The sequence below is a fragment of the Cellulomonas sp. URHE0023 genome (assembly GCF_000688475.1).
Taxonomy (GTDB): Bacteria; Actinomycetota; Actinomycetes; order Actinomycetales; family Cellulomonadaceae; genus Cellulomonas.
Genome location: NZ_JIAN01000006.1, coordinates 34,910 through 58,850, shown reverse-complemented (window position 1 = coordinate 58,850; position 23,941 = coordinate 34,910). Strand labels below are relative to the sequence as shown.

The 23,941-nt window shown below is 70.5% G+C and carries 19 protein-coding genes; 5 read left to right on the top strand and 14 right to left on the bottom strand.

Annotated features, from left to right (window positions below):
* From alaS to N553_RS0109455, 5 genes are all read right to left on the bottom strand, one after another.
* Entirely contained in the window at nt 1-2,691 is a 2,691-nt protein-coding gene (alaS, locus tag N553_RS0109475) for an alanine--tRNA ligase (RefSeq protein ID WP_028046313.1), read from the bottom strand.
* Nucleotides 2,692-2,772: 81 nt separating this feature from the next.
* The gene (locus N553_RS22040) at nt 2,773-3,135 is read right to left on the bottom strand and encodes a hypothetical protein (RefSeq protein WP_034621679.1); all 363 of its coding nucleotides are present in this window, start codon (nt 3,133-3,135) and stop codon (nt 2,773-2,775) included.
* Nucleotides 3,135-3,503: a DUF948 domain-containing protein gene (locus N553_RS0109465; protein WP_028046312.1), complete on the bottom strand. Its 369-nt coding sequence runs from the start codon at nt 3,501-3,503 to the stop codon at nt 3,135-3,137. Before N553_RS0109465 ends, N553_RS22040 begins: the two co-directional genes overlap by 1 nt.
* Nucleotides 3,504-3,611: 108 nt before the next feature.
* Nucleotides 3,612-4,238 carry a 30S ribosomal protein S4 gene (rpsD, locus tag N553_RS0109460; RefSeq protein WP_028046311.1) on the bottom strand — a complete coding sequence of 209 codons (627 nt, stop codon included), beginning with the start codon at nt 4,236-4,238 and terminating at the stop codon, nt 3,612-3,614.
* A 248-nt stretch (nt 4,239-4,486) separates the two neighbouring features.
* Nucleotides 4,487-5,863, bottom strand: coding sequence for a replication-associated recombination protein A (locus N553_RS0109455; protein WP_028046310.1), 1,377 nt, complete (start codon nt 5,861-5,863; stop codon nt 4,487-4,489).
* An 83-nt stretch (nt 5,864-5,946) separates the two neighbouring features.
* Between N553_RS0109455 and N553_RS0109450 the strand changes: the two genes are divergently transcribed.
* Both N553_RS0109450 and N553_RS0109445 read left to right on the top strand, forming a co-directional pair.
* Nucleotides 5,947-8,190, top strand: a complete 2,244-nt coding sequence (locus N553_RS0109450; protein ID WP_028046309.1) for an MMPL family transporter — start codon at nt 5,947-5,949, stop codon at nt 8,188-8,190.
* A 71-nt stretch (nt 8,191-8,261) separates the two neighbouring features.
* On the top strand, nt 8,262-8,639 hold the full coding sequence (locus N553_RS0109445; protein WP_028046308.1) for a hypothetical protein: 378 nt from the start codon (nt 8,262-8,264) through the stop codon (nt 8,637-8,639).
* A 114-nt stretch (nt 8,640-8,753) separates the two neighbouring features.
* Here the strand turns inward: N553_RS0109445 and aspS are convergent, their stop codons facing one another.
* The 4 genes from aspS to N553_RS0109425 all read right to left on the bottom strand — a co-directional run bounded on the left by aspS (nt 8,754) and on the right by N553_RS0109425 (nt 13,935).
* Nucleotides 8,754-10,523 carry an aspartate--tRNA ligase gene (aspS, locus tag N553_RS0109440; protein ID WP_028046307.1) on the bottom strand — a complete coding sequence of 590 codons (1,770 nt, stop codon included), beginning with the start codon at nt 10,521-10,523 and terminating at the stop codon, nt 8,754-8,756.
* Between the two features lie 161 nt (nt 10,524-10,684).
* On the bottom strand, nt 10,685-11,749 hold the full coding sequence (locus tag N553_RS0109435; RefSeq protein WP_028046306.1) for an Rv2578c family radical SAM protein: 1,065 nt from the start codon (nt 11,747-11,749) through the stop codon (nt 10,685-10,687).
* A 96-nt stretch (nt 11,750-11,845) separates the two neighbouring features.
* A complete protein-coding gene (gene hisS, locus N553_RS0109430; RefSeq protein ID WP_028046305.1) occupies nt 11,846-13,195 on the bottom strand; it encodes a histidine--tRNA ligase in 1,350 nt (449 codons plus the stop codon).
* Nucleotides 13,196-13,218: 23 nt separating this feature from the next.
* A complete protein-coding gene (locus N553_RS0109425) occupies nt 13,219-13,935 on the bottom strand; it encodes an MBL fold metallo-hydrolase (RefSeq protein WP_028046304.1) in 717 nt (238 codons plus the stop codon).
* A 147-nt stretch (nt 13,936-14,082) separates the two neighbouring features.
* Here N553_RS0109425 and N553_RS0109420 point away from each other — a divergent pair, with 147 nt between their 5' ends.
* The 3 genes from N553_RS0109420 (at nt 14,083) to N553_RS25050 (ending at nt 17,383) form a co-directional block, all read left to right on the top strand.
* Nucleotides 14,083-14,832: a peptidylprolyl isomerase gene (locus N553_RS0109420; protein ID WP_028046303.1), complete on the top strand. Its 750-nt coding sequence runs from the start codon at nt 14,083-14,085 to the stop codon at nt 14,830-14,832.
* A complete protein-coding gene (locus N553_RS0109415) occupies nt 14,829-16,592 on the top strand; it encodes a DUF349 domain-containing protein (RefSeq protein ID WP_028046302.1) in 1,764 nt (587 codons plus the stop codon). The genes N553_RS0109420 and N553_RS0109415 overlap by 4 nt, the downstream gene beginning before the upstream one ends.
* 149 nt (nt 16,593-16,741) lie before the next feature.
* Nucleotides 16,742-17,383 (top strand): hypothetical protein, encoded by a 642-nt coding sequence (locus N553_RS25050; protein ID WP_028046301.1) that lies wholly within the window; start codon nt 16,742-16,744, stop codon nt 17,381-17,383.
* On the opposite strand, the gene N553_RS0109405 is transcribed toward N553_RS25050, so the two are convergent.
* The 5 genes from N553_RS0109405 to yajC all read right to left on the bottom strand — a co-directional run bounded on the left by N553_RS0109405 (nt 17,370) and on the right by yajC (nt 23,835).
* On the bottom strand, nt 17,370-19,691 hold the full coding sequence (locus tag N553_RS0109405; protein ID WP_028046300.1) for a bifunctional (p)ppGpp synthetase/guanosine-3',5'-bis(diphosphate) 3'-pyrophosphohydrolase: 2,322 nt from the start codon (nt 19,689-19,691) through the stop codon (nt 17,370-17,372). The genes N553_RS25050 and N553_RS0109405 overlap by 14 nt on opposite strands.
* Nucleotides 19,692-19,760: 69 nt before the next feature.
* Nucleotides 19,761-20,279 carry an adenine phosphoribosyltransferase gene (locus N553_RS0109400; RefSeq protein ID WP_197030055.1) on the bottom strand — a complete coding sequence of 173 codons (519 nt, stop codon included), beginning with the start codon at nt 20,277-20,279 and terminating at the stop codon, nt 19,761-19,763.
* Between the two features lie 71 nt (nt 20,280-20,350).
* Entirely contained in the window at nt 20,351-21,457 is a 1,107-nt protein-coding gene (gene secF / locus N553_RS0109395) for a protein translocase subunit SecF (protein WP_028046298.1), read from the bottom strand.
* Nucleotides 21,457-23,334, bottom strand: coding sequence for a protein translocase subunit SecD (secD, locus tag N553_RS0109390; protein WP_028046297.1), 1,878 nt, complete (start codon nt 23,332-23,334; stop codon nt 21,457-21,459). The genes secF and secD overlap by 1 nt, the downstream gene beginning before the upstream one ends.
* Before the next feature lie 84 nt (nt 23,335-23,418).
* A complete protein-coding gene (gene yajC / locus N553_RS0109385; RefSeq protein WP_028046296.1) occupies nt 23,419-23,835 on the bottom strand; it encodes a preprotein translocase subunit YajC in 417 nt (138 codons plus the stop codon).
* Nucleotides 23,836-23,941 lie beyond the last annotated feature (106 nt).

Genomic DNA, 23,941 nt, shown 5'->3' with positions numbered 1-23,941 from the left:
TCAGCCCTGCGCTGCGCCGGCGCCCGCGGCGATCTCAGCGAGCGCGTCGGCGAGCTTGCCGGCGTCCGTACCGCCACCCTGCGCCAGGTCGTCCTTGCCGCCGCCGCCGCCGCCGAGGATCGTCGACGCGGCACGCACGAGCGCACCCGCACGGACGCCGCGCTCGCGCGCTGCGGCGTTGGTCGCGACGACCACGACGGGTCGCCCCTTGCTGGTCCCGCCGACCGCGACGACCGATGCGCTGGACTCACCGAGCCGAGAGCGCACGTCCAGGACCAGGGTGCGCAGGTCGTCGCTCGACGCCACCTCGCCGGCGTCGTGCGTGACGACGCGGGTCTCCCCCACGGTCTGCGCCCCGGACGCCAGGGCGCCGGCCTCTGCCAGCAGGGCGGCCTGTCGGAGCGCTGACAGCTCCTTCTCCGACTCCTTGAGCTTGGTGAGCAGAGACGACACCCTGTCCGTCAGGTCGTCCGGGCGAGCACCGAGCAGCCCGGACAGCTGGCCGACGAGCGCCCGCTCCTTGGCCTGGTAGCCGTACGCGCCCTCCCCCACGAGCGCGTCGACGCGCCGGACGCCCGACCCGATCGAGGCCTCGCCGAGCAACGTGACCAGACCGAGCTCGCCGGACCGCTTGACGTGCGTACCCGCGCACAGCTCTCGCGACCAGTCACCGCCGATCGACACCACGCGGACCTCGTTGCCGTACTTCTCGCCGAACAGGGCCATCGCACCGAGCGCGCGTGCCTCCGCGATCGGCATCGTCTGCTCGGTCACGTCGAGGTCGTCCTGCAGGCGCGTGTTCACGCGCTCCTCGATCTCCGCGAGTGCGCCCGCGGGAACCGCGGACCCGGACCGGAAGTCGAACCGGATGCGGCTGGGTGCGTTCTCAGAGCCGGCCTGCGTCGCGGTGTCGCCGAGGGACTCGCGCAAGGCCTTGTGCACCATGTGCGTCGCCGAGTGCGCACGCGAGATGGCACGCCGACGGTCCAGGTCGATGGTCGCGGTCCCCGGGTCACCGAACGTCACGGTGCCGTCGACCAGCCGACCGTGGTGCACCGAGAGACCCTTGACCGGAGCCTGCACGTCGTCCACCTCGATACGCGCACCGCTGTCGAGGACGATGACGCCCGTGTCCGCCAGCTGACCGCCCGACTCCGCGTAGAACGGTGTGACGTCCAGGACGACCTCGACGTCCGCCGGAGCGGTCGCTGCGGGTGCGGGAACGCCGTCGACCAGGAGGCCCACGACGCGGGACCGTGCGGTCGAGTCCGTGTACCCGATGAAGCGCACCGGCTTGGCGTTCTCGCTGCTCAGCGTGCCGTGCAGCTCCTGGTAGGCGGCGGTGTCCGCCCGACCCGCACGCTTGGCGAGCGCGTCCGCGCGTGCCCGGTCGCGCTGCTCGTTCATGAGGGAACGGAACGCGGTCTCGTCGACGGCCACGCCCTGCTCGGCGGCCATCTCCAGCGTCAGGTCGATCGGGAAGCCGTACGTGTCGTGCAGCTGGAACGCCTGCGGGCCGGACAGTGCGGGGAGCGCGTTCTTCTTGACGCTCTGCACAGCCGTGTCGAGGATCGTCGTCCCCGCCGCGAGCGTTCGCCGGAACGTCTCCTCCTCCGCGTACGCCACCTGGCTGATGCGGTCGAAGTTCGTGGCCAGCTCGGGGTACGACGGGCTCATCGCGTCACGGCTCAGCGGCAGCAGCGTCGGCAGCGCGAGGTCCTCGACGCCCAGCAGCCGCATGGCACGGATCGAGCGACGCAGCAGCCGTCGCAGGACGTACCCGCGGCCCTCGTTCGACGGCGTGACGCCGTCGCCCATGAGCATGAGTCCGCTGCGGACGTGGTCGGCGACGACGCGCATCCGGACGTCGTCCTCGTGCACCGCCCCGTACCGCTTGCCGGAGAGCTCCTGGGCACCCTTGATGACCGGGAACACCTCGTCGATCTCGTACATGTTGTCGACGCCCTGCAGGAGGTAGGCGACGCGCTCGAGGCCCATGCCGGTGTCGATGTTCTTCTGCTTCAGCTCGCCGAGGATGGGGAAGTCCTCCTTGCCGCCCCCGTCACCGCGCTCGTACTGCATGAACACGAGGTTCCAGATCTCGAGGTAGCGGTCCTCGTCGACGACCGGGCCGCCCTCCGCCCCGAACTCCGGGCCTCGGTCGACGTAGATCTCCGAGCAAGGACCCGCCGGGCCGCGCGCACCCGTCGACCAGTAGTTGTCCTTCCAGCCACGTCGCTGGATCCGCTCGTCGGGCAGCCCTGCGATCTGCTTCCAGAGCGACGCCGCCTCGTCGTCGTCGTGGAAGACCGTCACCCAGATCGAGTCCGGGTCGAAGCCGTAGCCGCCGTTCTCGGGCGAGCCCGTGACCAGCTCCCAGGCGTAGGTGATCGCGCCTTCCTTGAAGTAGTCGCCGAACGAGAAGTTGCCGTTCATCTGGAAGAACGTGCCGTGCCGCGTGGTCTTGCCGACCTCCTCGATGTCGAGGGTGCGCACGCACTTCTGCACGCTCGTCGCGCGGGGCCACGGCGCGGTCTGCTCACCGAGCATGTACGGGATGAACGGCACCATCCCGGCGATCACGAACAGGGTCGAGGGGTCCGGCGAGATCAGCGGGGCCGACGGCACGACCGTGTGGCCGCGGCCCTCGAAGTAGTCGAGCCAACGCTGGCGGATCTCGGCGGTGCGCATCGTGGTCCATCTCTCGGTGGTGGTTCGGGTCGATCCCGACGGGTCGCGCCGGGCACGTTCCAGCCCAGTGTCCCGCGCGGGTCAGAAGAAGGTGTAACCGTCGTCGTCGTCCGGGTCTTCCGTCGGGCCGTAGTCGGCCGGGTCACGCGGGGGCTTCTGCGACGACCACGTGCGCTTCAGGTCCGCGACACGCTCGGGTCGCTCGGCGCGAAGCGTGTCGAGGTCGACGTCGCCGACGAGGTCGTGCCGCAGCTGCTGCTCCCGCTCAGACATCCCGGCGGCGAACTCGCTGCGTGCGGTCCGCAGCGCGGACCCGAACCGGGCGGCGCTGCTCACGGCGTCGGTCGCTCCGGCGGGCACGTAGGCGTCGAGGACTGCGCGCCCCTTGCGGATGACGACGACCGTGGCGACGACGCCGACGCCGATCCAGACCAGGCGTCGCATCAGCGGCTCTTGCGCGCGCTCGCGCCGAGGCCGCTCAGGGCCCGACGGACACCGTACGAGAACGCCGCGACCTTGATCATCGGCGATCCCACGGTCGCGGCGAACAGCGCGGTCAGCGCCGACACGTTCTCGGAGACCTGGGCGGCCGCCGTGGTCACGGTGTCGATGTTCTCCAGCTGGGTGTTGGAGGACGCCACCAGCGTGGCCGTCTCGTCGAGGACGGGGATCGTGTGGTCGGTGATCTCCTTGACCGACGCCGTCGCCGCATCGAACGTCCGCCCGAGCTTGATCAACGGCACCCCGAGGAAGCCCACGAGCACCAGGAACGCTGCTGCTGCGAGCACTCCCGCGATGTCCCCACCCGACATGTCCTGCCTCCCGGTTCTGGGACCCGTCGACCCCGCGGAAACCCTACCCGCGCACGAACGCCCCGCGTGCGCGCAGGCGCAGCGGGGCGTTCGTGTTGGAGCGGTGGGTCAGCGGGCGTAGTACTCGACGACCAGCTGGACCTCGCAGGTCACGGGGACCTCGGCGCGCTTCGGGTGGCGAACCAGCACCGAGCTGAGCTTCTCCAGCTGCACGTCGATGTAGCCCGGGACGGCCGGCAGGACGTCGCGGTGCGCACCGGCGGCCGCGACCTGGAACGGCACGGTGGCCTGGCTCTTCGGCTTGACCTGCAGCGTCTGACCCGGCTTCACGCGGAAGGAGGGGCGGTCCACGATCTTGCCGTCGACCAGGATGTGGCGGTGCACGACGACCTGGCGGGCCTGGAGGATCGTGCGGGCGAAGCCCGAGCGCAGGACGAGTGCGTCCAGGCGGGTCTCGAGGTTCTCGACGAGCGCCTCACCGGTCAGGCCCGGGGCCTTGCGGGCGTCCTCGTACGCACGGGCCATCTGCTTCTCGCGGAGCGCGTACTGCGCACGCAGACGCTGCTTCTCGCGCAGACGGACCGCGTAGTCCGACTCGGTGCGACGACGGGCGCGGCCGTGCTCACCGGGCGGGTAGGGGCGCTTCTCGAAGTGCTTGACGGCCTTGGGCGTCAGGGCCAGGCCGAGTGCGCGGCTCAGGCGAACCTGGCGGCGCGAACGGGTCACACTGCTCACAGAGATACTTCCTGTCGTTGTAGACGTCACACCCGGATGCGGAGATGTTCCGGCGGGCGTGGGACCGACCATGGATGCGCTGCAGATGGTGCGAGCAGCGCGGCTAGGGCCCCAGGTGGCCGTCCGGACGGCAGATGAGCAGCCACAGCTGCACACCCACTCCTCGGACGACCGCACCACTCTACCCTGCGGCGGACTCGATCCCCCAATTCCGCCGCAACGGCCTGTCCTCCGCGCCCCGCACGGGCCTACGGACGGCCCTGGTCGTCGAGGATCGCGCGGATCCGGTCAAGGCGTTCGGTGACCGACCTCTCGTAGCCGCGATCGGTCGGCTGGTAGTAGCGGGTACCGGTCAGCTCGTCGGGCAGGTACTGCTGCGCAGCCACGCCGTGCGGTTCGTCGTGCGCGTACACATATGCCGTCCCGTGCCCGAGGTCCCGGGCACCCGGGTAGTGCGCGTCGCGCAGATGTGCCGGTACCGAGCCGATCCGGCCCGCCCGCACGTCGGCCAGCGCCCGGTCGATCCCCACGTACGCCGCGTTGGACTTCGGTGCCGTGGCCAGGTGCACCACGGCCTCCGCAAGGATGATCCGAGCCTCCGGCATGCCGATCAGGGCGACGGCCTGCGCGGCCGCGACCGCCGTCTGGAGCGCGCTCGGGTCGGCCATCCCGACGTCCTCGGCGGCCGCGATCACGATGCGCCGCGCGATGAACCGGGGGTCCTCCCCCGCGGCGATCATCCGGGCCAGGTAGTGCAAGGACGCGTCGACGTCGGAGCCGCGCATCGACTTGATGAACGCGCTGATCACGTCGTAGTGCTGGTCGCCGTCACGGTCGTAGCGCACAGCGGCCACGTCGATCGCGCGCTCCATGGTCGCGAGGTCGACGAGCACCGGCTCGACCGCGTCGTCCTCGGAGAGCGCCGCACCGGCCGCCGCCTCGAGGATGGTCAGCGCCTTGCGGGCATCGCCGCCCGACAGGCGGAGCAGGTGGTCCTCGGCGTCGGGGTCGAGCGCGACCGCACCCGCCAGACCGCGCTCGTCCGCGACGGCACGGCGCACGAGCCGTCGGACGTCGTCGGTGCCGAGCGGCTGGAGCGTCAGGAGCAACGAACGAGACAGCAGAGGCGAGTTGACGGAGAACGACGGGTTCTCCGTCGTCGCGGCCACCAGCGTCACCCAGCGGTTCTCGACGCTCGGCAGCAGGGCGTCCTGCTGCGCCTTGGTGAACCGGTGGACCTCGTCGATGAACAGGACGGTCTCGGTCCCACCCGTGGCCAGGCGTCGTCGTGCGTCCTCGATCACTGCCCGGACGTCCTTGACGCCCGCCGTCACCGCGGACAGCTCGACGAACCGTCGGCCCGAGGTCGCCGCGATCAGGTACGCGAGCGTCGTCTTCCCGGTTCCCGGCGGTCCCCACAGGACCACCGAGGTCGGCGCCGCCCGGCGGGCCGCGTCGTTCGACGGCTCCACGAGCCTGCGCAGCGGCGAGCCCCCGACGAGCAGGTGCTCCTGCCCCGCGACCTCCTCGAGGGAGCGCGGCCGCATGCGCACCGCGAGCGGCGCGCCGTCGCCGACCGACGGGAGTCCCGCAGTCGTCGACGTCACCGCATCGAACAGGTCCATCCGGGCAGGGTACGCATGCCCACCGACGGACGCGGCACGCGGGCACGACCACGTCGTGCGGGTTGTCGCGTCCACCTGCGACGATGGCGGACGTGTTCGTCCAAATCGGTCGTATCGTCGCCCACCGCCCGCGCCTCACGGTCTCCGTGTGGCTCGTGCTCGTCGTGCTCGGCTACGGCTTTGCCGTCGTCGGCGTGCACGGAGAGAACCTGTTCGACCGGCTCACCACCGGTGCTCCCGAGGTGCCGGGCTCGCAGAGCGCGCAGGGCCGCGCCATCCTCGACGACGCCGACGAGAGCGGCGCGTCACTGACCCTGGCGCTGCAGGGTGTCGACCCGGCCGACGCGGACGTGGCCACCGCGATGGAGCCTGTGCGCGCCGAGCTTGCCGCGATCGACGGCGTCGTCGCGGTGATCGACCCGCTCGGACTGCCCGGAGGTGCGACGAACCCCGCCGCCGCCCCGCTCGTGGCCAACGATGGCGACGGGTTCCTGGTCGTCGTCGAGCTGGATCCTGACCTGACCGACGCGGAGCAGGCCGACGCGCTGACCGCGGTGCACACCCGACTGAACCAGGTGCCCGAGGACCTGCAGGACGCAGCGCCGGGCGTGACGGGCCTCGTCGGGGGCACAGCACTGATCATCGACGCGATCACAGAGCAGGTGGAGACCGACCTGCGCACCGGCGAGGCCATCGCGCTGCCTATCGCACTCATCATCATGGTGTTCGTCTTCGGTGGCTTCCTTGCCGCGTCGATGCCGATGGCCGGTGCCATCGCGTCGATCGCCGGCGGGCTCGCGTCACTGCTCGGCTTCTCCTACTGGATCGACCTCGACTCGTCTGTCGTCAACATCGTCACCGTGCTGGGGCTGGGCCTCTCGATCGACTACGGCCTGCTCATGGTGTCCCGGTTCCGCGAGGAGCTCCACAAGCTCGTCGACGAGGACGACGGACGCTCCAGCCGACGGCGTCGCGGCGACGGAGCGGTGCTGACCGCGATCGAGCACACGATGGCGACCGCCGGGCGCACCGTCACCTTCTCCGCGCTGACCGTGGCCATCTCGATCGCCGGGCTCCTGGTCTTCGAGCCACCGATCCTGCGCGCCTTCGGCCTGGCCGGTGTCGCCGTCATCGTCGTGGCGGTCCTCTCTGCCCTCACGCTCATGCCGGCCCTCCTGGCCCTCGCGGGCCGGCGGCTGATCCGTCCGAGCATCCTCGACCGGGTGCCCGGCCTGCGGACTGTGCTGGCGCGCACGGCGGACGTCCAGACCGAGGAAGGGGTCTTCTCGCGGCTGACCGGGCGAGTGCAGCGACGGCCCTGGTGGGTGCTCGGCGGGACGCTCGTGCTCCTCGGTGTCCTGGCCGTGCCGCTGGCGCACCTCGAGCTGCGCAACTCGACGACCGAGCTCTTGCCCGCCGGGAGCACGCAGCGCGAGTTCGTGGAGCTGCTGGCCAGCGACTACACGGCTGCCTCGACGCCGGCCGTCACGGTCGTCGCCCAGAGCTCGCTCGAGGAGGCCACCGCGTGGGCCGCGACTCTCGAGGAACTGGACGGCGTCGACTCCGTGGACGCCCCGACTCCGGTCGGCTCGTACGTCACGATCGGCGTGCGCCCGGCGAGCGACGACCCCGGTGACGCGACGTCACGGCAGGTCGTCCAGGAGATCCGTGACCTCGACGCCCCCTTCCCCACCTGGGTCGTGGGCCAGGCGGCCGCCCAGATCGACTTCACGGACGCAGTCGTCGCGCGTGCCCCGTTCGCGGTCGCGATCGTCGCGCTGGCCACCTTCGTCCTGCTGTTCCTCATGACCGGCTCGGTCGTCGTCCCGGTCAAGGCGCTGGTCACGAGCGCGCTGTCGCTGGCGGCGTCGCTGGGCGTGATGGTGTGGGTGTTCCAGGACGGCCACCTGACCGGCTTGCTGGACTTCACGCCGACAGGCGGCATCGAGACGTACGTCGTGGTCCTCGTGATCGCGTTCGGCTTCGGCCTGGCCATGGACTACGAGGTGTTCCTGCTGTCCCGGATCAAGGAGCTGGTGGACGCAGGAGTCCCCAACGACGACGCCGTCCGGCTCGGCATGCAGCGCTCTGGTCGGATCATCACCTCGGCGGCCCTGATCGTCATCGTCGTCTTCGCCGGGTTCGTCGCGGGCAAGCTCCTCGTGATCAAGGAGGTCGGCTTCTCGCTCGCGTTCGCGGTGCTGATCGACGCCACCATCGTCCGGCTCCTCCTGGTTCCGGCGACCATGACCGTCCTGGGCGCCCGGAACTGGTGGGCCCCGCGATTCCTGAGCCGGCTGCACGAGCGGCTCGGCATCATCCACTGACCAGTTGGCTCGTCCCCTGGACGGGGCCGGTCGGGTGACTCCCCTGCCCCGGCCAGCTCGTCGTTGCTACGGTGCCCGAACACTCGGACAGCGGGGGCTTCGTGGCCTGGCATGGCACAGCAGGACCGGACGGCCCACGGAGGCGTCAGCTGTCCGGACGCGTCCTCCTGGCCGCACTGGCGACGGCCGCTGTCGTAGGGCCGCTGCTCGTGCTGACCGTCCTCCTGTGCGTGGCCGTCGGGATCGGCTGGACCGGGCTGCTCGTTGCCGCCGCCGCGCTCTTCGTCTGGATCGCAGAGAAGTGGTGGGTCGTACTGGATCCTCAGAACCCGCTCATCTGGCTCCGGTTCCTCCCCGGCATCTGGCGCTGGGCGCACGAGGACGAGACCGCACCCCCGATGGATGCACGTCCCCACCCGGCCTTCACCCGAGTGACTCCTCCGGACTGAGTCCGCAGGACCCGTCTCGAGCGGCGAGCTCCGGCGTCGTCACCCCGTACTGCAGCGGTCCGCTCGCCGGCGGGCGAGCGGACCGCCGGCCGACAGCCGTGGAGGCGGCCGTTGTCAGGCCGCCGGCGGAGCCTTCGGCGTGAAGTCGACGCCTGCCTCGCGGCGCTGCTCCGGCGTGATCGGGCCCGGCGCAGCAGTCAGCGGGTCGTAGCCGCCTCCCGACTTCGGGAACGCGATGACGTCGCGGATCGACTCCGACCCGGTCAGCAGCGCGAGGATGCGGTCCCAGCCGAACGCGATCCCGCCGTGCGGCGGGGCACCGAACTGGAAGGCGTCGAGCAGGAAGCCGAACTTCTCCTGCGCCTCCTCCGGACCGATCCCCATGATGTCGAAGACGCGCTCCTGGACATCGCGGCGGTGGATACGAATGGATCCGCCGCCGATCTCGTTGCCGTTGCAGACGATGTCGTAGGCGTACGCCAGCGCGGCGCCCGGGTCCTGCTCGAACGTGTCGATCCACTCCGGCGTCGGGGACGTGAACGCGTGGTGCACCGCAGTCCATGCGCCGCCACCGACCGCGACGTCGTCGTCCTCACCCGTGGGCTTGAACAGCGGTGCGTCGACCACCCACACGAACTTCCAGTCGTTCTCGTCGACCAGGCCACCACGGCGGCCGATCTCGAGGCGGGCAGCGCCGAGCAGGGCGCGCGCCTCGCTCGTCTTGCCGGCGGCGAAGAAGACGGCATCGCCGGGGTTGGCGCCCACGGCGGCGACGAGGCCCGCACGTTCGGCGTCAGAGAGGTTCTTGGCGACCGGGCCCCCGAGCTCGCCGTCCTCACCGACGGTGACGTAGGCGAGGCCCTTGGCGCCGCGCTGCTTCGCCCACTCCTGCCAGGCGTCGAAGCCACGACGTGGCGTCGCACCACCGCCCGGCTGGACGACGGCACCGACGTACGGCGCCTGGAAGACCCGGAACGGGGTGTCGACGAAGTACTCGGTCAGCTCCACGAGCTCGAGCCCGAAGCGCAGGTCCGGCTTGTCGTTGCCGTAGCGGGCCATCGACTCCGCGAACGTGATGCGCGGGATGGGCGTCGGGATGGTCACGCCGATCAGGCCCCACAGCGCAACAAGGATCTGCTCCCCGAGCGCGATGACGTCGTCCTGCTCGACGAAGCTCATCTCGACATCGAGCTGCGTGAACTCCGGCTGGCGGTCCGCCCGGAAGTCCTCGTCCCGGTAGCAGCGGGCGATCTGGTAGTACCGCTCGAGCCCACCGACCATGAGGAGCTGCTTGAACAGCTGGGGCGACTGCGGAAGCGCGTACCAGGACCCCGGGCTCAGGCGGGCCGGCACCAGGAAGTCTCGTGCACCCTCGGGCGTCGAGCGCGTCAGCGTCGGCGTCTCCACCTCGACGAAGTCCTGGGCGTCGAGCACACGCCTCGCGGCCTGGTTGGCCTTGGCTCGCAGCCGCATGGCCGCGGCCGGTGCCGGCCGGCGCAGGTCGAGGTAGCGGTACTTGAGACGCGCCTCCTCGCCGACAGTCTCGTCGAGGGAGGACGACACCTGGAAGGGCAGCGCCGCGGACTCGTTGAGCACGACGACGTCTGCGGCGACGAGCTCGATCTCACCCGTCGCCAGGTTCGGGTTCTCGTTGCCGGCGGGACGCCGACCGACCTCACCGGTGACCTGCAGCACGAACTCTGCGCGCAGGCCGTGCGCGACGGCCTCGTCGCGGATGACCACCTGGGAGATGCCCGAGGCGTCACGCAGGTCCACGAACGCGACGCCGCCGTGATCACGCCGCCGGTCCACCCAACCCGTGAGGGTGACGGTGGTGCCGATGTGCTCGGCTCGCAGAGAGCCGGCCGTGTGGGTGCGGAGCACGGGTCGTCCTTCGTTCCGGGGTGCAGGGAACCCTCGCGGGCACGGACGATCCTAGTGGGGTCCGGTCCTTGCTGCGGTCCTGGTGCCTGCGATGCCGAGGCCCGTCGACGACCTCGCGGCGGTGCTCCGGGGCGAGGCGTGCGCCTCGGGGATCCGGCGGCTCAGAAGAGAACCGGCTGGACCGAGGCGACGGTCGGCTCGAGGACCGGAGCCTCAGCGATGCTGCCGGTCGGGTACGAGCCCTCTGCGTCGGCGGGCCGCCTGCCCGTCCGGTGCCCCGCGCGGTCGGCGAACCCGTGCCGCAGGAGCAGCGGCCGGACGCGATCGTCGAGCCACTGCGCGTACTCGCGAGGCACGTACGCGCCGCGCCCGTACAGGTTCTCGTAGCGACGGACCAGGGCGGGTGCGTGCTGCGCCAGCCACGCGAGGAACAAGGGCTTGACCGCGCCCCGCAGGTGCAGGGGCAGGATCGTCACACCCGTGGCTCCCACCTCCGCCAGCTCGCTCAACAGCTCGTCGAGCTCAGCGCGTCCGTCCGTGAGCCACGGCAGCACGGGCGCGACCATCACGCCGCACGGCAGCCCTGCCTCCCGGACTGCGCGGATCAGCGCCAGTCGCGCCCGTGGGGTCGGGGTTCCCGGTTCGACCGCCTGCTGAAGCGCTTCGTCACCGACGGCCAACGAGATCCCGATCCCGACCCGGACATGCTGCGCCGCCTCGGCGAGCTGGGGCAGGTCGCGACGCAGCAGGGTGCCCTTGGTCAGGATCGACAGCGGAGTACCGGAGTGCACGAGGGCGTCGATGATCCCCGGCATGAACGCGTACCGGCCCTCGACCCGCTGGTACGGGTCGGTGTTGGTCCCGAGCGCCACCGCCTCCCGCTTCCAGGACGCGCGGCCGAGCTCCGCCCGCAGGACGTCGACGACGTTGGTCTTGACGACGATCTGGGTCTCGAAGTCCCGGCCCGCCCCCAGGTCGAGGTACTCGTGCGTGGGACGGGCGAAACAGTACGTGCACGCGTGCAGGCACCCCCGGGTCGGGTTCACCGTCCAACGGAAGGGCATCCGCGAGGCGTCCGGAACCTTGTTCAGAGCGCTCTTGCAGGTGACCTCGTGGAACGTGACGCCCGCGAACTCGGGCGTCCGCACGCTCCGCACGAGCCCGGCCAGCGCGAGGCCCGGGAGCGCAGCGTCATCCGCCGCCAGCTTCTGCCCGTCCCATCGCATGCATCGATTCGAACATGTGTTCTATACCATGTCAAGAAGAGGTAGCACTCCGCTGGGACGCGGCTCCCCGAGGTCACGGGCCACGCGATCGGTCGTTCAGCCCGCGGGCACCACGCGCGGCCAGAGGTCCGCCTCGTCGGGTGCCCACGTGGATGCGTCGGCCTCCACCTGGTCGCCGGAGCGGATGTCCTTGACCTGGTCGGGCGCACCGTCCTCGCCCGCGAACCACACGAACGGGATCCCCCGCCGATCCGCGTGCCGGATCTGCTTGCCGAACTTGGCCGCCGACGGCGCCACCTCGACCGGGATGCCGCGGAGGCGGAGCTGGGCCGCAACCTCGTCGGAACGCTCCCGGTCGTCCTCCGACGAGACGGCGACCAGCACCGCACTGGGCACCGACCGCGTCGCCCGGACCAGACCAGCCCCGAGGAGGCGGGAGACCAGCCGCGAGACGCCGATCGACAGCCCCACGCCGGGGTAGGTGTTCGCCCCGTCCGAGGCCAGCGTGTCGTAGCGACCGCCCGAGCAGATCGAGCCGAGCTGTTCGTGGCCGACCAGCACCGTCTCGTACACCGAGCCTGTGTAGTAGTCGAGCCCACGCGCGATCTTCAGGTCCGCGACGACGACGCCCGGTGCCCGCACCGAGGCCGCACGGATCAGCGCACCGAGCTCGCCCAGACCCTCCTCGAGCAGCTCGCTGACCACGCCATGGCTGCTCGCGAGGGCGCGTACGGCGGCGATGACGCTGTCGTCCGACCCGCTGATCGCCGCCAGCGACAGGCACGCGCGCGCCTGTGCCTCATCAGCACCGGCCTCAGCGACGAGCAGGGCCGCCACCTTGTCCGGACCGATCTTGTCGAGCTTGTCGATGTTGCGCAGGACCGCCTCGACGTCACCCAGGCCCAGGCCCCGGTAGAAGCCTTCGGCGACCTTCCGGTTGTTCACCAGGATCCGTACCGGCGGCACGCCGATCTCCTGCAGGGCCCCGAGCGCCGCAGCCATGACGAGCGGCAGCTCCACCTCGTAGTGGTACGGCAGTGCACCGGCGCCGACGACGTCGATGTCGGCCTGCACGAACTCTCGGAAGCGGCCGTCCTGGGGACGCTCGCCGCGCCAGACCTTCTGGATCTGGTAGCGGCGGAACGGGAACGCCAGATGACCGGCGTTCTCCAGCACGTAGCGCGCGAACGGCACCGTGAGGTCGAAGTGCAGACCGAGCCCCGCCGTCCGGTCCGCCTCCTCCTGCAGCCGGCTCAGGACGTAGACCTCCTTGGAGGTCTCCCCCTTGCGCAGCAGCTGGTCGAGCGGCTCGACGGCCCGCGTCTCGATACCGGCGAACCCGTGCAGCTCGAAGGTGCGGCGAAAGACGTCGAGCACGTGCTGCTCGACGAGGCGCCCGTCGGGCAGCCACTCAGGAAATCCGGACAGGGGGGTGGGTCGCGCCATGGGGCCCGATCCTTCCAGACGTGTCAGCCGTTCAAGAACGGGTTGTGCGCCAGCTCGGCGGCGACCGTGCTCGTCGGACCGTGGCCCGGCACGACGACCGTCTCGGGCGGAAGGTGGGCGACGACCTCGAGGAGCGTCCGCTCCATCGTCTCGTGATCTCCCCCGGGGAGGTCGGTGCGACCGATCGTGCCAGCGAACAGGACGTCTCCAGTGAATGCGAGCCGGTCCTCGTCGGACCCGACCAGGTACAGCGTCGAGCCCTCGGTGTGCCCGGGCGCGTGCCGTGCCACGATGCGCAGCCCACCGAGCTCGAGCGCCACGTCGGGGCTGCGTCGGTCGGCGGCGGCCCCGAACGTCTCCACCCGGCTGGGCGCGACGTAGGTCGACGGGTCCACACCCGCCGCGGCAAGAGCCTGCGCGAGCGGACCGTGCGGGTCATGCACGGCATGGCCGAGGACACCGAGGGTGCCGAACGGGTCGGCGAGCCGGTATGCGTCGGCCGCGTGCAGGACGACGGGCACGTCGAACGCGTTCGAGAGGTGCGCGGCATCCCAGGTGTGGTCGACGTGACCGTGGGTGGCCAGGACAGCCGCAGGTCGCAGTCGACGCGCCGCGACGAGCTCGAGGACGTCGTCGGCCACCCCCGCTCCCGCGTCGATGACGACGCACGAGCCGTCGTCATGGACGAGGACGCTGCATCGAGCGCCGAACACAGGGGCGACGACCGTGATCACCTGCATGCGACGCACCGTAGCCCGGTCCACGGCCCACCGGGTGGCCACGATGGCGGCACGCGCCCCCGCCTTGCCTAGACTGTCCCGGGTTGCTTCGTGCAGTGCGGCAGGTGAGGTGCCTGTCGTCGACGCACCACGACGCGAGGAGTTGGCGTGACCATCAAGCGCGAGCGCGAGTACGAGCGCCGCCGTTACGAGAAGTGGCAGCAACGGCAGGCGCAGGCGAAGGCGCGCAGGACCCGCCAGCGCTGGATCGCCGGCAGCATCGTCGCCGCTCTCGTCCTCGTGATCGGGGTCAGCGCGCTCGTCCTCCTCAACGAGGACGACAGCACGCCGGACGCCTCGGCCACGCCCTCGGCAACGGATCCGGCCACCAACTCCGCCGAGGTGCCGGACCCGTCCCTGGCACAGGGCCGCACCTGGACCGGGGGCATCACCCTGACGCAGGGCGACCTCGGCATCGAGCTCGACGGTGCCGCCGCACCGCAGGCCGTCGCCAACTTCGTCACGCTGGCGGGCGACGGTTTCTTCGACCAGACGAAGTGCCACCGCCTCACCACCGAGGGCATCTTCGTGCTCCAGTGCGGCGATCCCGAGGGAACCGGCAGCGGCGGTCCGGGCTACTCCTGGGGACCGATCGAGAACGCACCCGCCGACAACGTCTACCCCGCCGGAACCATCGCCATGGCCCGCCAGGGTGGCAACGGCTCCTCCATGGGCAGCCAGTTCTTCATCGTCTACGAGGACTCAACGATCCCCGCGGACACCGCGGGCGGCTACACCGTGTTCGGCCACCTCACGTCCGGTCTGGACGTGGTGCAGGCCATCGCCGACGCGGGCACCACCGAGGGGACCGAGTCCCCGGTGTCCGACGTCATCATCGAGGGAGTGAACATCCAGTGACTCAGACCCCGACGCCCGGATCCGAGCCCGACGACGCTGTGGTGACCCCCGGGTCCGAACCGCTCGACGTGCCGGCAGAGGCTGCCGCCGTGTCCGACGCTCCCGAGGACTCCGAGACGGAACCGGAGGGCGTCGCTGACGACACGGCTCCGGACGAGACGGCCCCGGCCGAGGAGACGGTCGCCGACGACCCCGTCGCCGAGACGCCATCCGAGGCTCCGCTCGACGAGACGCCATCCGAGGCTCCGCACGATCCGACGCCATCCGAGGCTCCGCTCGGTGAAGCCGTCACCGACGATGCCGGCCCCGGCGATGCGGTCGCGGACGACGCCGTGACCGTCGGTGCGGTCTCCGCCGACCAGACGCCCGTGCCTGCCGCCCCTGCACCGCGGCCGACGCCGACCCCGCGCCCGCGCCCCGTCCCCCACCCACCGGCGCACCCGGCGCCGACCGCCGCGACGGCGGCCCCTGCTCCGGTCGCTCCCCCGCAGGACGCCGCCGAGGCTGCGATCGCTGCGACGTTCGGCAGCGTCGACGAGGAGGGCACGGTGTCCGTGCGCGAGGCGGCCGGCGAGCGGGTGGTCGGGCAGTTCCCCGGCGCGACCAAGGACGAGGCGCTTGCGCTCTACGTGCGACGGTTCCTCGATCTCCAGGCCAAGGTGGCCCTGTTCGAGGCCCGTCTCGGTGCCGCCGACCTCTCCGTCAAGGAGATCGACCAGACGCTCGCCAAGCTGACCGAGGAGGTCGCCGAGCCGGCAGCCGTCGGCGATCTCGACGGTCTGCGCAACCGGCTCGAGGCCCTGCGGGCGCACGCCGCCGAGCGCCGGGCAGTCGCCGAGGCCGAGCGGGCCGCCGCCCGGGAGGCTGCCGTCGTCGCACGGACCGAGATCGTCGAGCAGGCCGAGAAGATCGCGGGCACAGACCCGTCGCGCATCCAGTGGCGGCCGGCGGGCGAGCAGCTGCGCACGCTGCTCGACCAGTGGAAGGAAGCGCAGCGCTCGGGTCCGCGGCTCGACCGTCCCACCGAGGAGTCCTTGTGGAAGCGGTTCAGCCACGCACGGACGACGTTCGACCGTGAACGCCGACACTTCTTCGCCGAGCTCGAGAGCCGGAACGCCTCGTCGAAGCAGGTCAAGGAGTCCCTGGTCGCCGAGGCCGAGCGTCTCCAGACCAGCACCGACTGGGGTGCGACCGCCGGGGTCTTCCGGGACCTGATGGTCCAGTGGAAGGCAGCCGGCCGTGCAAGCCGCGCCGACGACGATGCCCTGTGGGCCCGGTTCCGTGCCGCCCAGGACGCGTTCTTCGCCGCCCGCGACGCGCAGTCCGCCGCGACCGACGAGGAGTTCCGAGCGAACCTCGAGGTCAAGGAGGCACTGCTGGTCGAGGCGGAGGCGCTCCTGCCGGTCACCAACCTGGCTGCCGCTAAGCAGAGCCTGAACCGGATCCAGGACCGCTGGGAAGCAGCCGGCAAGGTGCCTCGTGGTGACGTCCAGCGCATCGAGGCGCGCCTTCGGGCGGTCGAGACCGCCGTCCGGGACAGCGACCAGGCACAGTGGCGGCGCACCAACCCCGAGACGCGCGCACGCGCCGAGGGCGCCGCTGCTCAGCTCGAGCAGGCGATCGCCGGCCTCGAGGCCGACCTCGAGAAGGCGAAGTCCGTCGGGGACGCCCGCAAGATCGCCGACGCGCAGGCAGCGCTCGACGCACGTCGCGCGTGGCTGGAGCAGGTTCAGCGAGCGGCACAGGACGCGCGCGGCTGACACAGCGGGGTCGTGATCGTCGCAGGGACCGGGCCCGTCGGCTCGGTCCCTGCGTCGTTGGCGCCGCGCCGCCCGAACCCGTCGGCTGCCGTTGTCCACAGTTCCCGCCGAGGTCCCCACCAGCACCTCGGTGCCGTGATGCTCGTCGGATGGACGTCCTTGCTCCGTATCGTGCCCGCACCGTCGAGCTCCCTGAGACGCTCAGGCGGGCGGACGTCGGAGCGGCCGCATGGTGGCGCCTCCTCGATGACGGCGTCGTCCGGTCGCTGTGGGGCGACGTGGCCATCGCTGCCGATCTGGAGGAGACGCCGGCCCGACGGTCGGGCGCGATCGCCGAGCTCGTGCCGGCGCGAGGTGTCGTCGGGCGCCGGAGCGCGGTGTGGCTGCACACAGGGCAGTGCCCGCCGCGACGGATCGATGTACTCGTGCCAACCCGCACGCGACGCGCAGATCCGCACCCGTTGCGGGTGACGGCCGAGTCGACGTTTGCCGCGGACGACGTGATCCAGGTCGGTTCCGTGCGCGCCACGACGGTTCAGCGCACCGGCCTCGACATCTGCCGCCACCTGCCGCTCGCTCAGGCACTGGAACTGCTGGAACCGCTCCTCGCCGCGGGGTTCGATCCCGCGCTCGCTCGCACCCAGCTCGAGCAGCTCGGCGGCCATCGGGGCATCCTGGGCGCGAGGGAGGTACTCCGACACCTGACCGACCCACCCGAACCGGCACCCCGCGCCCAGGTCGCGGCACCTTCCCGCGCTGCGAACGTCGACGAAGTCGTCAGGCGCGCATGACCGGGCCGTCGGCCGTGCGCGCGCCCGTGACACGGTAGACGTCGAAGACGCCCTCCACCTTGCGGACCGCGGCGAGCACGGACGCCAGGTGCGAGGGTTCGGCCATCTCGAAGACGAACCGGGACAGCGCGACGCGGTCCCGTGACGTCGACACCGAAGCCGACAGGATGTTGACGTGCGAGTCGGACAGCACACGGGTCACGTCCGACAGGAGCCTGCTGCGGTCGAGGGCCTCGACCTGGATCTGCACCAGGAAGAGCGACGAGCTCGTCTGGCTCCACTGCACGTCCACCATGCGCTCGGGCTCGGTCCGAAGGCTCGCGACGTTGATGCAGTCGGACCGGTGGACACTGACGCCGGCGCCCCGGGTGACGAAGCCGACGATGTCGTCGCCAGGCACGGGCGTACAGCACTTCGCGAGCTTGACCCAGATGTCGTCGACACCCTTGACGATGACCCCCGGGTCGCCCGTGCGTACGCGGCGCTGCGTCGACCCCGGCCGGGCGACCTCGGCGAGGTCCTCCTCATTGGCGCTCTCGCCGCCCATCGACTGGACGAGACGCTGGACGACGGTCGCAGCGGACACCTGACCCTCGCCGATCGCGGCGTACAGCGACGACACGTCCGCGTAACGCATCTCGTTGGCGACCGCGACGAGCGACTCGTGCGACAGCAGGCGCTGGATGGGCAGGTTCTGCTTGCGCATCGCCTTCGCGATCGCGTCCTTGCCGTGCTCGATCGCCTCTTCGCGACGTTCCTTGGAGAACCACTGGCGGATCTTGTTCCGGGCGCGCGGACTCTTGACGAAACCCAGCCAGTCCCGTGACGGGCCGGCGGTCTCTGACTTGGAGGTGAAGACGTCGACGACGTCCCCGTTCTCGAGCGAGGAGTCGAGCGGCACGAGCCGGCCGTTCACGCGGGCGCCCATCGTGCGGTGGCCGACCTCGGTGTGCACCGCGTAGGCGAAGTCGACGGGGGTAGAGCCGGACGGGAGCCCGATGACATCGCCCTTGGGCGTGAACACGTAGACCTCGGACCCGGCGATCTCGAACCGCAGGGAGTCCAGGAACTCGCTGGGGTCGGCGGTCTCCTTCTGCCAGTCGACGAGCTGCCGGAGCCACTGCATGTCGTTGCCGGCAGCATCCGGCACCGCACCCTTGGTGCTCTCCTTGTACTTCCAGTGCGCTGCGACGCCGTACTCCGCGCGACGGTGCATGTCATGCGTGCGGATCTGGATCTCGACGGGCTTGCCCTCGGGACCGATGACCGTGGTGTGCAACGACTGGTACAGGTTGAACTTCGGCATCGCGATGTAGTCCTTGAACCGGCCAGGGACCGGGTTCCATCGCGCGTGCAGAGCACCGAGCGCCGCATAGCAGTCGCGGACCGTGTCGACCAGGACGCGGACACCGACGAGGTCGTAGATGTCTGCGAAGTCGCGGCCGCGGACGATCATCTTCTGGTAGATCGAGTAGTAGTGCTTCGGGCGGCCCGTGACCGTGGCCTTAATCTTGGCCTTGCCCAGGTCGTCTCCCACCTGGTCCCGGACGATCGCCAGGTACTCCTCGCGAGCCGGCGCACGTTCCGCGACCAGGTGCACGATCTCGTCGTAGACCTTGGGGTAGAGCGTGGCGAACGAGAGGTCCTCGAGCTCCCACTTGATCGTGTTCATACCGAGGCGATGCGCCAGCGGTGCGTAGATCTCGAGGGTCTCGCGGGCCTTCTTCTCCGCGGACGCGGCCGCGACGAACTTCCAGGTGCGGGCGTTGTGCAGGCGGTCCGCGAGCTTGATGACCAGCACGCGGATGTCGCGCGACATGGCCACGACCATCTTGCGGACGGTCTCGGCCTGTGCGGCGTCACCGTAGGTGACCTTGTCGAGCTTGGTCACACCGTCGACGAGCATCGCGATCTCAGGCCCGAACTCACGGCGCAGCTGGTCCAGCGAGTAGTCGGTGTCCTCGACCGTGTCGTGCATGAGGGCGGCGGCCAGCGTGGACGGCGTCATGCCCAGCTCAGCCAGGATCGTCGCGACGGCGACGGGGTGAGTGATGTACGGGTCGCCGCTCTTGCGCAGCTGGCCCCGGTGCGCCTTCTCCGCGACGACGTACGCCTGCTCGACGACGGAGAGGTCAGCCTTGGGGTGGTTCGTGCGGGCGGCCTGCAGCACGGGCTCGAGCGCGGGGAACGCCGCGCCGCTGCGTGCACCGAACCGTCCGAGGCGTGACCGCATCCGGCTCGACGACGAACCGGGGGGTGCGTCGGGGCCGTCGATACCGGTCTCTGGCGTGCGGACGTCCTCGGTCATCGCCCCCCTTCCCACGGTCGAGGCGTCAGTCTACGACCGCGGCGGCACCGACAACGCACCTAGGGCATCTCAGGGGACGGTGACCAGCACGTCGATCGGGTGCCCCCCGAGCTGTTCACGACCGCGCAGTGCCTCCAGCTCCACGAGGAACGCGAGCCCGACGACGACCGCACCGCACCGCTCGAGCAGCTCGACCGTCGCGGCCGCGGTACCTCCGGTGGCCAGGACGTCGTCGATCACGAGGACGCGCGCGCCCGCCGGGATCGTGTCCGGGTGGACCTCGATCGTGGCGGTGCCGTACTCGAGGGCGTAGGACTGCGAGGCCGTCGGGCCGGGAAGCTTTCCTGCCTTGCGCACCGGCAGCACACCGGCGCCCAGCGCGAGCGCGACGGGGGCTGCGAACAGGAAGCCTCGCGCCTCCATGCCGGCGACCAGGTCGACAGGCCCGTCGACGGCGGCCGCGATCGCGTCGATGACGGCGGCGAACGCCGGGGCGTCGGCCAGCAGCGGAGTGATGTCCCGGAAGAGGATGCCTGGCTCGGGATAGTCAGGGACGAGCCGGACGAGCTCGTCGATGCGACGCAGCACGTCGGTCCGGGCAAGGAGCGGGCCCGGACGCTCGACCGGGGAGCCCTCTGTCGAGGCGCGTTCGAGATCGGTCACTTCTTGGTCGGCCGTCGCTTCGGCTGGGCTGTGACGCCCTGGTGCGAGCCGGCCTTGAGCGCTCCGGCCGGGACGTACGTCGGCCCAGCTGCGGCCAGGTCGCCCTCGTCGGAGGAGCCGCTGCCGACCGCGGCGCGCCCGGCGTGGATCTTCGCCGTGTGCGCCTTGATGGCCGGCTCGCGCTGACGGAGCACCACCTCGAACGGTGTGGCCAGGAAGACCGAGGAGAACGTGCCGATGAGCATGCCGACGAACAGCGCGAGCGCGATGTCACGCAGCGTTCCTGCACCGAGGACGACCGCGCCGACGAACAGGATGGCGCCGACGGGCAGAAGCGCCACGATCGACGTGTTGATCGACCGGACCAGTGTCTGGTTGACCGCCAGGTTCGCCTTCTCCGCATAGGTCCACCGGGACTGCAGGAGCGTGTCCGCGGTGTTCTCGCGCACCTTGTCGAACACGACCACCGTGTCGTAGATCGAGTACCCGAGGATCGTCAGGAAGCCGATGACGGTCGCGGGCGTGACCTCCCAGCCGACGGCGGCGTAGACCCCGACCGTGATGACCAGGTCGTGGAACAGAGCGATCAGGGCTGCCAGCGCCATCCGCCAGTTCCGGAAGTAGATCGACATCACGACGGTGACCAGGAGCAGGAAGACGATGATGCCGATGACGGCCTTCTGGGAGATGTCCTTGCCCCAGGAGGCACCGATGTACGACGTCGAGATGTTGCCTACAGGGACGTCGTAGGCCTCGGCGAGCGCGGCCTTGACCTCACCGAGCTCTTCGCTCTCGAGCTTGGACGTCTGGATCCGCATGCTGTCTTCACCGATGGTGGTGACGCGCGGCTCCTCGTCGGGCGCGACGCTCTTGACCGTGTCGATGGCCAGCTGCTGGTCCTTGTCCGCGACGTCCGCGACGACGAACTCCGAGCCTCCGCGGAACTCGATGCCCGGGTTGAGGCCGGGCTTGACCAGGAAGATCGCCGACATGATCACGAGGATCGTGGAGATCGTGAACCAGATCTTGCGCCGACCGACGATGTTGTACGAGCGGCGACCGGTGTAGAGGTCGTTGCCCCACTGGGCGAATCCGGCGGCCATCAGTGCTCGTTCCCCTCGGTGCGCCCGGACTCGGGCTCGGACTCAATCGCCGCGCTGTCGACCGGCGCGTCGGTCGGCTCGACCGTGGCCTTCTTCGCCGCCGCACGGCGCTCCGCGATGGTCAGACCCGCCTCGTTCGCCGCACCGACGGCGACGGGAACACGCGGACCGGCTTCGACCTTGTCCGGCTGAGCAGCAGCGTCCTCGGTGCCCGTTCCGGCGGGAGCCACCGCGACCACGCGCCCACGGCCCGCGTACCGGGTGCCCGGAACGCCCAGGCGCCGCGGGTCGAGGCCGGACAGGACGTGGCCCTGACCGAAGAACTTGGTCTTGGACAGCAGCTCCAGGACGGGATGCGTGAACATGAACACCACGACGATGTCAAGGATCGTGGTCAGCCCGAGCGTGAACGCGAAGCCCTTCACGCCACCGACGGCCAGGAGGTACAGCACGACGGCCGCAAGGAGGTTGACCGCGTCGGACGCAAGGATCGTGCGCCTCGCACGCTCCCAGCCCCGTTCCACGGCAGCCACCAGCACGCGGCCCTCACGCAGCTCGTCCCGGATGCGCTCGAAGTACACGATGAACGAGTCCGCGGTGATGCCGATGGCCACGATCAGGCCGGCCACACCGGGCAACGAGAGCCGGTAGCCGTAGAGCCACGACAGCAGGGTGATCACCGCGTAGGTCATCGTCGCCGAGACCAGGAGCGAGCTGACGGTCACGAGACCGAGCGCCCGGTACTGGAACATCGAGTAGACGACGACCAGGAGCAGACCGATCAGACCGGCGATCAGACCCATCCGCAGCTGCTCGGATCCGAGCGTCGCCGAGATCTGCTCCTCACTCTGGACCGTGAAGCTGATGGGCAAGGAGCCGAAGTTCAGCTGGTTGGCGAGGCTGGCAGCCGACTCACGCGTGAAGTTGCCCGAGATCTCCGCCTTGCCGTCGGCGATGATGACGCCGGGCGCAAGGCTCGGTGCCGAGATCACGAGACCGTCCAGGACCATGGCGAACTGGTTCTGCGGCGCGGTCTGGCTCTGCAGGCGCGTGGTGACCTCTGTGAACTGGTCGGTGCCCTTGGAGTCGAACGAGATGTTGACGACCCACTCGTTGCTCGTGCCGCCACCCGACAGCTGCTTGAGGCCGGAGCTCGCGCCGCTGATGCGTGCACCTTCGATCTCGACCGGACCGAGGATGTACTTGGCCGTGCCGTCCTGCTCGCAGGTGACGAACGCCTTCGTCGGGTCACCGGGCACTCCGCCGGTCCGGTTGGCCGGATCCGTGCAGTCCAGTGCGTCGTAGTCGGCCTGGACCTTCGGTGTGACGTAGTACGCGGCGTCGCTCGGCGAGTCCGGGGTCGCCTTCGTCGGCTCGTCGGACGGGGCGGCATCCGTCGGCGTCGGCGTCGGGTCCGGGGCAGCCGCCTCGACCCCGTTCGCGGGGATCGTCGACGACGGGCTGGGCGTGTCCGCGGCCGGCGTGGGAGCACCCTGCACGAGAACGGGACGGAACTCCATCTGCGCAGACGTCCGAACCAGCTCGAGGGTCTCCTCGCTCGGGTGACCCGGCAGGGCGACGACGATGTTGTCGCCCTGGCTCGTGATCTCCGCCTCGGAGACACCCGAGGAGTCCACGCGCTGGCGGATCACCCCGATGGCCTGGTCGATCGTGCCGCTGGGAAGGTCCTCGCCGTCGGTCGCGACCGGTGTCAGGATGATCTGCGTGCCGCCCTCGAGGTCGAGGGCGAGGTTCGGCGTCCAGGACGCGTCGGACCACTTCACGCCGGCGGCGATCGTGCCGAACAGCGCGGCGATGATGATCCCGAGCACGACGAGCGTGCGGACGGGCCTGCGGCGGCGGGTGGGAGGAGCCAACGGAGTTTCTTCTCTCGTGCGCGCACCTCCTGCCGGAGCAGGGGGTGGGGTCAAGGTCCGGGCAGCGTCGCCCGGACCGGTGGCTTACTTGCTGTCTGCGTCCCCGTCCTTGCGGGCAGGGGGAAGGGAGGACAGGTCGTCCGGGACGTCGATGACGTCGTCGTCGGTGCTCTCGATCAGCCTCGCGTCGGTCTCGGCGTCCTCGATCTCGTCGTCGTCCTCCTCGGACTCGTCCTCGACCTCGTCGACCGGCGGCTCGATCTTCTTCGAGATCGCGGCGCGGATCCAACGGCTACGGCTGCCGGGTGTGGACTCGAGCGTGATGACGTCGTCCTCGACGTCGACGACCGTGCCGAGCAGGCCCGAGTGCGTCATGACCTCGTCGCCGGGCGCCAGGTGGTTGCGGAACTCGGAGGCGGCACGCTGCTGCTTCTTCGTCCGGTTCGACATGAACAGCAGGCCGGCCACGGCGATGACGATGAAGATCAGGATGGGGTCCACAGCTCAGTGCTCCGATCAGGGTGGTGTGTCCGCCGCAGTCTAGGCGTAGCGGCTCGCCGCTCCAACGCACGACCACCAACGAGGGTTCCGTGCTGCGTCGCTCGCC

Coding starts and splice junctions, on each gene's coding strand:
- N553_RS0109455 (WP_028046310.1), bottom strand. CDS start 5,863: ATGGACCTGTTCGATGCGGTGACGTCGACGACTGCGGGACTCCCGTCG.
- N553_RS0109465 (WP_028046312.1), bottom strand. CDS start 3,503: ATGTCGGGTGGGGACATCGCGGGAGTGCTCGCAGCAGCAGCGTTCCTG.
- N553_RS0109435 (WP_028046306.1), bottom strand. CDS start 11,749: ATGCGATGGGACGGGCAGAAGCTGGCGGCGGATGACGCTGCGCTCCCG.
- N553_RS0109425 (WP_028046304.1), bottom strand. CDS start 13,935: ATGCAGGTGATCACGGTCGTCGCCCCTGTGTTCGGCGCTCGATGCAGC.
- N553_RS22040 (WP_034621679.1), bottom strand. CDS start 3,135: ATGCGACGCCTGGTCTGGATCGGCGTCGGCGTCGTCGCCACGGTCGTC.
- N553_RS25050 (WP_028046301.1), top strand. CDS start 16,742: ATGGACGTCCTTGCTCCGTATCGTGCCCGCACCGTCGAGCTCCCTGAG.
- alaS (WP_028046313.1), bottom strand. CDS start 2,691: ATGCGCACCGCCGAGATCCGCCAGCGTTGGCTCGACTACTTCGAGGGC.
- N553_RS0109450 (WP_028046309.1), top strand. CDS start 5,947: ATGGCGGACGTGTTCGTCCAAATCGGTCGTATCGTCGCCCACCGCCCG.
- secF (WP_028046298.1), bottom strand. CDS start 21,457: ATGGCCGCCGGATTCGCCCAGTGGGGCAACGACCTCTACACCGGTCGC.
- N553_RS0109405 (WP_028046300.1), bottom strand. CDS start 19,691: ATGACCGAGGACGTCCGCACGCCAGAGACCGGTATCGACGGCCCCGAC.
- hisS (WP_028046305.1), bottom strand. CDS start 13,195: ATGGCGCGACCCACCCCCCTGTCCGGATTTCCTGAGTGGCTGCCCGAC.